This is a genomic window from Steroidobacter sp. (assembly GCF_016790065.1).
Taxonomy (GTDB): domain Bacteria; phylum Pseudomonadota; class Gammaproteobacteria; order Steroidobacterales; family Steroidobacteraceae; genus Steroidobacter.
Genome location: NZ_JAEUPY010000213.1, coordinates 1 through 6,391, shown reverse-complemented (window position 1 = coordinate 6,391; position 6,391 = coordinate 1). Strand labels below are relative to the sequence as shown.

At 61.9% G+C, this 6,391-nt stretch carries 6 protein-coding genes; all 6 read right to left on the bottom strand.

The genetic code is table 11. The features are described from left to right. A partial coding sequence (locus tag JNL55_RS09105) for a hypothetical protein (protein WP_293852260.1) occupies positions 1-230 on the bottom strand: 230 nt, incomplete at its 3' end. A gap of 97 nt (positions 231-327) precedes the next feature. Further along, on the bottom strand, positions 328-1,449 hold the full coding sequence (locus tag JNL55_RS09100; RefSeq protein WP_293852258.1) for a FecR family protein: 1,122 nt from the start codon (positions 1,447-1,449) through the stop codon (positions 328-330). A 10-nt stretch (positions 1,450-1,459) separates the two neighbouring features. Then, the gene (locus JNL55_RS09095; protein ID WP_293852256.1) at positions 1,460-1,972 is read right to left on the bottom strand and encodes an RNA polymerase sigma factor; all 513 of its coding nucleotides are present in this window, start codon (positions 1,970-1,972) and stop codon (positions 1,460-1,462) included. 162 nt (positions 1,973-2,134) lie between these two features. After that, a complete protein-coding gene (gene purU, locus JNL55_RS09090; protein WP_293852254.1) occupies positions 2,135-3,040 on the bottom strand; it encodes a formyltetrahydrofolate deformylase in 906 nt (301 codons plus the stop codon). After that, a complete protein-coding gene (locus JNL55_RS09085) occupies positions 3,037-3,642 on the bottom strand; it encodes a sarcosine oxidase subunit gamma family protein (protein ID WP_293852253.1) in 606 nt (201 codons plus the stop codon). The genes purU and JNL55_RS09085 overlap by 4 nt, the downstream gene beginning before the upstream one ends. Beyond that, on the bottom strand, positions 3,639-6,391 hold a 2,753-nt coding region (locus JNL55_RS09080; RefSeq protein ID WP_293852251.1), incomplete at its 5' end, for a glycine cleavage T C-terminal barrel domain-containing protein. The genes JNL55_RS09085 and JNL55_RS09080, both read right to left, overlap by 4 nt.

The window sequence follows — 6,391 nt, the reverse complement described above, 5'->3', positions numbered from 1 at the left end:
AGCGCCTCATCCAGCGTCAGATTTCCGCTCGCTCCGCCGGTGTGAATCCGATTGACGACTTCGGCGCGATAGACCAGGGCCAGTCCGCGTTCCTTGGCGAAACTCTTCAGAGCCGTTCCCAGATTCTGCGCTGGAATTTCGATGCTCTTGCGAACCGCCGTCTCAGCCTGATCGGCCATAGCGACCGAAGCCAAACTCAACGCCACCGCCACTGCTAGCGCGACACGCATGCGATCTCCCCTTCCTCGTTCGAGGTTTTAATGAGTCACCGCAGGAAAGTTGCGATGCTCTTCTGCACTGAGAAGAGCGTGTTTGGCGGAAAGCGGGCTACCTGTTTTTTGCAACGACGATCTCATCGCCGCGCTGTTGCACTGACACACCGGGTTGCGCCCGCAGAAACTGGACAAAACGTTCCAACGATTTCGGATCGAGGGCCTGAAACGTGCCGCTCACCTTGAAATCTTCCAGACCACGCGCATCGACGACTAGCTTGCGAGTATTGAAACGATTGAAATCCGCGGCCACGTCCAGCAGATCGGTAAATTCGAATTCCAACCGCTGCTGTGTCCAAGCCGTCACCAACTTGGTATCGGTCTGGCGAGGCGCATCGGTGCCACCTCGCTCATGGAGGTTCAACTGTTCGCCGGCTCCTAGAAACACTTCGCTCGCGACGCTGGGCGAGGCACCCGCGACGCGTGAAGCTTGCTTCGACAACTCCTGAACCGCAGCACCGGACGAAGCATCGTTCGACTCGGCCGGGCTCACCACGACGCGCCCCTCGATCACAGTCACCGTCGTACCACTCACTCGCCGGTGGACATCAAACTCGGTGCCGATCGCACGCACGGTCGCCGTATCGCTCCTCACCACGAACGGACGTGCTGGATTCTTCGCAACCCGAAAGAGTGCCTGTCCTTCCAGTAGATCCACCGTCCGCTCCGCTTCGGTGAAACGTTCTCGAATGCGCGTCGCGGCGTTGAGCTCGACGGTCGTGCCGTCGGCCAGTGCCAGCGTGCGCTGTTCGCCCACAGCAGTGCTGTAGACACCGCGTAGCACGCTGTGCCAATAGCCTGCGGCTGCCGCACCGACTGTCAGCACGGCGATCGAGGCCGCGAGCGCCATCGGCCGTGCGCGCTTTCGATCTTCTGGTGCCGGATGTCGAAGGCCTGTCGAACTCCTCGCGCCACGCTCGGAGATGGACGCCGATACCAGCGACGACAGATTGCTTTCCGACCTGGCCGCCTGCATGAGTGCGTCGACATCGACCTGGCGATATTTATCGACGCCGTTGGCGTCTTCCCAAAGCGCGGTCAGTTCCAGATAGGCACGCACGTGTTCCGGCGAGGTGTCCAGCCATGCAGAGAAACGCTCGCGCATGCCGGCGTCGGGCTGATCCATCTGGATCTCGATCAACCATTCCGCCGCTTCGTCAGTAATTTGTTTGTTCATACCGGCATCCTTACCGCTCGCCACGGATCTGGCGGTCACACTGCGACACCGCTTTGGCGAGATGCTTCTTGACCATGGTTCGGGAGATGCCCATGCGCTGCGCGATCTCATCGAGGGTGCAGCCATCGCGCCGTTGCAGTAGGAAGGCGAGTCGAGTCTTGGCAGATAGCCGCGCCAGCGCTCGTTCGAGCGCTTCCAGGCGGCGCTCGACATGCAACTGGACCGCGGGATCGCTGCTATCGGCGAACTCCGACTCCTCCAGCGCCTCGGTGATGTCGACGCCTTGCGGCTCGGCCTTGGCATTCAAGGCATGCTGATGCAGGACATGGCCCGCGATGGTCAGCAGGTAGGCCTGCGGATTACGAATCTTGTCCTGGCGCTCGACTCGCAACAGGCGCAGGAACACTTCCTGCGCCAGGTCGGCGACATCGGCATGGTTGCGCAGTCTGGCGGCCAGAAAGCGACGCAGCCGCCGCCCCTGGCTGGCCGCCAGATCGGCTACGAAATTTTGACGGTCATCCACTTGCACTGGGTACGGCCCTGGCGGCAGCTCAAAACCAAAGCATCCATCTGCCCATCAGCAATAGAGCGCTCGAATGGGAAATCGGGACACCTGTTTTTACTCCGGAACCGCCATGTCAGCCAAGGTGGCCGCGGCCATGATAGGGCCGGCGGGCAGGCCGGGCTACTTCAACACCACGGTCCGGCTGCCGAACTCGAACACCCGATGCTCGGCGTGCCATTGAATTGCACGGTTGAGGACCACGCTCTCGATTTCGTTACCCAGCGCCGTCAGCTGCTGCACGCTCATCGAATGATCGACACGTTCGACGGCTTGCTCGATGATCGGGCCCTCGTCCAGATCGCCGTTCACGTAGTGAGCCGTGGCGCCGATCAGCTTCACACCGCGCGCATGGGCCTGAGAGTATGGCTGGGCGCCCTTGAAGGACGGCAGGAACGAGTGATGAATGTTGATGGCGCAACCGGCCAACTGCCGGCAGGCCGGTTCCGACAGAATCTGCATGTAGCGCGCCAGCACCAGCAGCTCGCCACGCAGGTGCGAAAACAGCGCCAGTAACCGGTCTTCCTGCTCCTGCTTGCGCCCCGGCTGGATCGGTAAGTGATGAAACGGCAGACCATGCCACTCCACCAACCGTCGTTGCGTCTCATGATTCGACACCACGCCGACGATCTCGACCGGTAGTGTGCCGACTTCCCAGCGATGCAACAGGCTCTTCAGGCAATGGCCCTGCTTGGAGACCGCAACCAGCACACGCAGGCGCCGCGACGCATCGTTGATCGCCCATTTCATATCGAACTGTCGTGCAGCGGCGAGCAGATCCGGCTCGAGCCGTTGCGTGTCGATCGCCGCTGCGCCGGCCGCCTCGAAGACAATCCGCAAAACAGCCACGCTAGCGACCGGCTCTCGATAGTGCTGAGCATCGATGATCGATGCCCCGTGCTTCGCCAGGATCGCAGTCACTGCCGCAACGATCCCGATTGCATCCGGACAAGACAGCGTCAACACATAGCGTTGGCTGGCGACATGCATCGTCGGCTCGACCGAGACCGAGTGGGCCCGAACACTCATTGTTCTTGCCGCCGTGACGCGCAGATCGTCGTACGCGTGGTCGTGAGCCACTCGGTGAAGTACCGGGCACGACTGCGCTCGATACCGATCAGCCAGTCGATCTCGCTGTGGCGAACAATCACCCCGGTGATCCCCGCCACTAAGGTCCGCTTGGCATGGCCCACAGCAAGGCCGTTGCGTTCCAGTGAGACAAACGAGGCGTCCTGGAGTACATCCACCGATCCAGCACCGCGCAGCTCCAACCAACACAGATAGTCGGTGAACAACGCTGCATGCAATCGTCGATCGGGGAACGTGCCGTTCAAGCGCGCGGCCAACTCGCCCTCCGCTTCGATGCCACACTGTACGAGCCAGGATCGTGGCGAGAGCCACAGCGCCAGACGCTCGTGTGCCGTGTTGATCATGCCCGGCTCTGCGGGCAGCGGCACTCCAGCCGCAACGCTCGCGGCATCGATGATCTCCGCGACATCGACCGCCGCGGTCAATAACAAACAGCCCAGGTCCGCTCGTTCACGCAGCTCCAAACCATCGGCAGCGTCACAAACCAGGACGGCTGAGGTACCGAACGCCCTGCCCAACGTAGATTCAAGTTGAAGACTCACAGCTGCAGCCTCTGATTGCTGGGGTCGTAGAACGTTGGATTCGATATGCGACAGCGCACGAGCGCGCCGCCGAGGTAGACGGTCACGATTTCACCTTCGCGTGCGTGGCCACGCTGGATGAGCGCAAGCCCGATCGACTGACGAACGGAAGGACTGAAACAGGCGGAAGTAACATAGCCCTCGGTCGGACACGGCACTGTCGAATGGCCAGGCGCGAGAATGCGCCCGCCCGCGTGCAATGCTCCGTCCAGCGCTTGCAGGCCCACCAGTTGCTCACGCTCCACACTGGTGGCGAACGCCAGTCCAAGAGAGCGCTTGCCGATGAAGTCGTCCTGTCGTTTGGCGACGATGCCGCCCATTCCCACATCAAGCGGCGTGGTCCGACCGTTGGTCTCGGAACCCACGTGTAGATAGCCCTTCTCGAGCCGCAGCCGCAGCCAGGCCTCCAGCCCGATCATCCGCGGTTCGACATCCGTCTCTGCGGCGAGCAGACAACTCAACAACGACGCAGCGTAACGCGCCTGCACCGATATCTCATACTGGAGCTCGCCGGTGAAACTGATCCGTGCCACGCGCGCCGTCACACCACCGATCTTGCCTTCACGAATCTGCATGTGTGGGAACGCATGGTTCGAGATATCGAAGTCAGGTTGCAGCCGTGCCAGCAGCGCACGGGCACGCGGTCCGGCCACAGCGATCGAAGCCCAGTTCGAAGTGACCGGCGAGATCGATACTTTCATCGTGGGCCATTCGGTCTGGCGCCAGCGCTCCAACCAAGCCGCCACGGCCTCGGCATTGCCGGAGGTGGGACTGGCCAGAAAATAATTGTCCGCCAGGCATGACACGACGCCATCATCGAAGATCACGCCATCTTCCTTGAGCATGACCGAGTAGCGCACCCGCCCCGGCTTCAAGGTCATCAAGTTCGATACATAGAAGCGACTGAGGAATCGAGCAGCATCCGGACCGGTCACCTCGATCTTTCCCAGCGAAGAAGCATCGAACACGCCGACGCCGTCGCGCACAGCAGCCATCTCGAGGGCGACCGCGGCTTCGCGATCGGCAGCGTTACTGCGATACCAGTCCGGCCGTTGCCAGCCAAAGTCTTCGAACACCGCCGCGTGCTGCTCATGAAATGTGTGCGCCGGTAGCAGACGCCGCGGTTTGAATAAATCACTGCGCCGACGATTGGCCACCGTCCCGAGGCGCACCGCTGTATAGGGCGGTCGAAATGTCGTGGTGCCTACCTCCGCGATGTTCCGTTGCGTCAGTTCAGCCATCAATGCCAAGCCGACGACGTTCGAGGTGCGCCCCTGATCCGTGCCCATCCCGAGCGTGGTGTAGCGCTTCAGGTGCTCGACCGACACGTAGTTCTCTCTGGCCGCAAGCTCGATGTCCGACGCCTTCACATCGTTTTGAAAGTCGACCCACATGCGAGCAGACTTTCCGTAGCTGGGCCGCGACGGCACGGCGCCCGTTCCTAACGCCAGTGCATCGATCCGAGGAACTTGCCGTCCTACCTCAGCAATTCCATGGGCCGCACAGATAGACGCTGCCGCATCGATCCCTTCGACGAAGGGCGCGGTCGCATCGAGCGTACCTGCCACAGCGCCAATCGCCTGCCACCCCTCAGGCAACTCGCTCAGCAAGAACGCACCGCGCTGTGCATCGTAAACAGGCTTGCTGCCACGGTGACTGGCGAGATGAATGGACGGCGAAAATCCGCCTGAGACCGCCAAGCCATCGCATGCGATGCGGGTGACGCCGTCACGCCCTCGAAGTGTGACACTCGACAGCCGTCGATATCCGCTGGTCGACTCGATCTGCGTATCGAACCAACAGGGAATGCCCGCCTCTCGCAGATGACCGGCATGCAACGCAGCGTTCGCAGGTCGAGTATCGATGACCGCAGGCACGACCACGCCCGCTCGATGCGCCGCCAGCGCAGTGAGATAACCACTGTCATTGTTGGTGTAGACCGCCAGCCGTCGAGCAGGCGCGACGCCGAACTCAGCAATCAATCGGCGCACGGCACTCGACAACAGGATGCCAGGCCGATCGTTGTCGGCGAACAAGGCCGGACGTTCGATCATTCCAGTCGCGAGCACCACCTTCCGTGCGTGGACCTTCCACAGACACTCCGTGTGCACGCCACGGTCATCGCAAATGGTTTGTGCCAAGGTGAACATATTGTTTTCGTAGGCTGCCGTGACCATCGTCGACGTAAGCACCGCTGCATTCGAATCTTCCGAGAGCAGGCGCCCGATCGAGTTCGCCCAGGTCGCTCCCGGCATGCCATCGACCGTGACCCTCTCCCAGTTCAGCGAGCCGCCGAGCCTCGACTGATCCTCGACCAGGAAGAGACGCAGTCCGCTGCCGATCAACGCCCGGGCTGCCGCGAGCCCTGCAGGACCGCCGCCGACGATCAGCACGTCGCAGGTTGCGTGTCGATGACGAATCGTGCGCGTTTCGGTCACCGCTCGCGGGCGCCCGAACCCCGTCGCACGTCGAACCCATGGCTCGAACCAGGACCACGCGGGCCATTTGAATGTTTTGTAGTAAAATCCCGCGCCCAGTAGCGATGACATCAACTGCACGCCGCTGGCGAGATCGAACGATGGCGAGGGCCAGCCCGAAACCGACCGCGCCTCCAATCCTTCACTCAAGCGCACCTGACCGGCTCGCAGCGCCGGCTCGTAGCCGTAGGCATCGCGCACGGCCAACATGGAGTTGGGATCTTCGAGTCCGG

Excerpts from the sequence above, each read along its gene's own strand:
- purU (WP_293852254.1), bottom strand. The coding sequence starts at position 3,040 with ATGAGTGTTCGGGCCCACTCGGTCTCGGTCGAGCCGACGATGCATGTC.
- JNL55_RS09100 (WP_293852258.1), bottom strand. The coding sequence starts at position 1,449 with ATGAACAAACAAATTACTGACGAAGCGGCGGAATGGTTGATCGAGATC.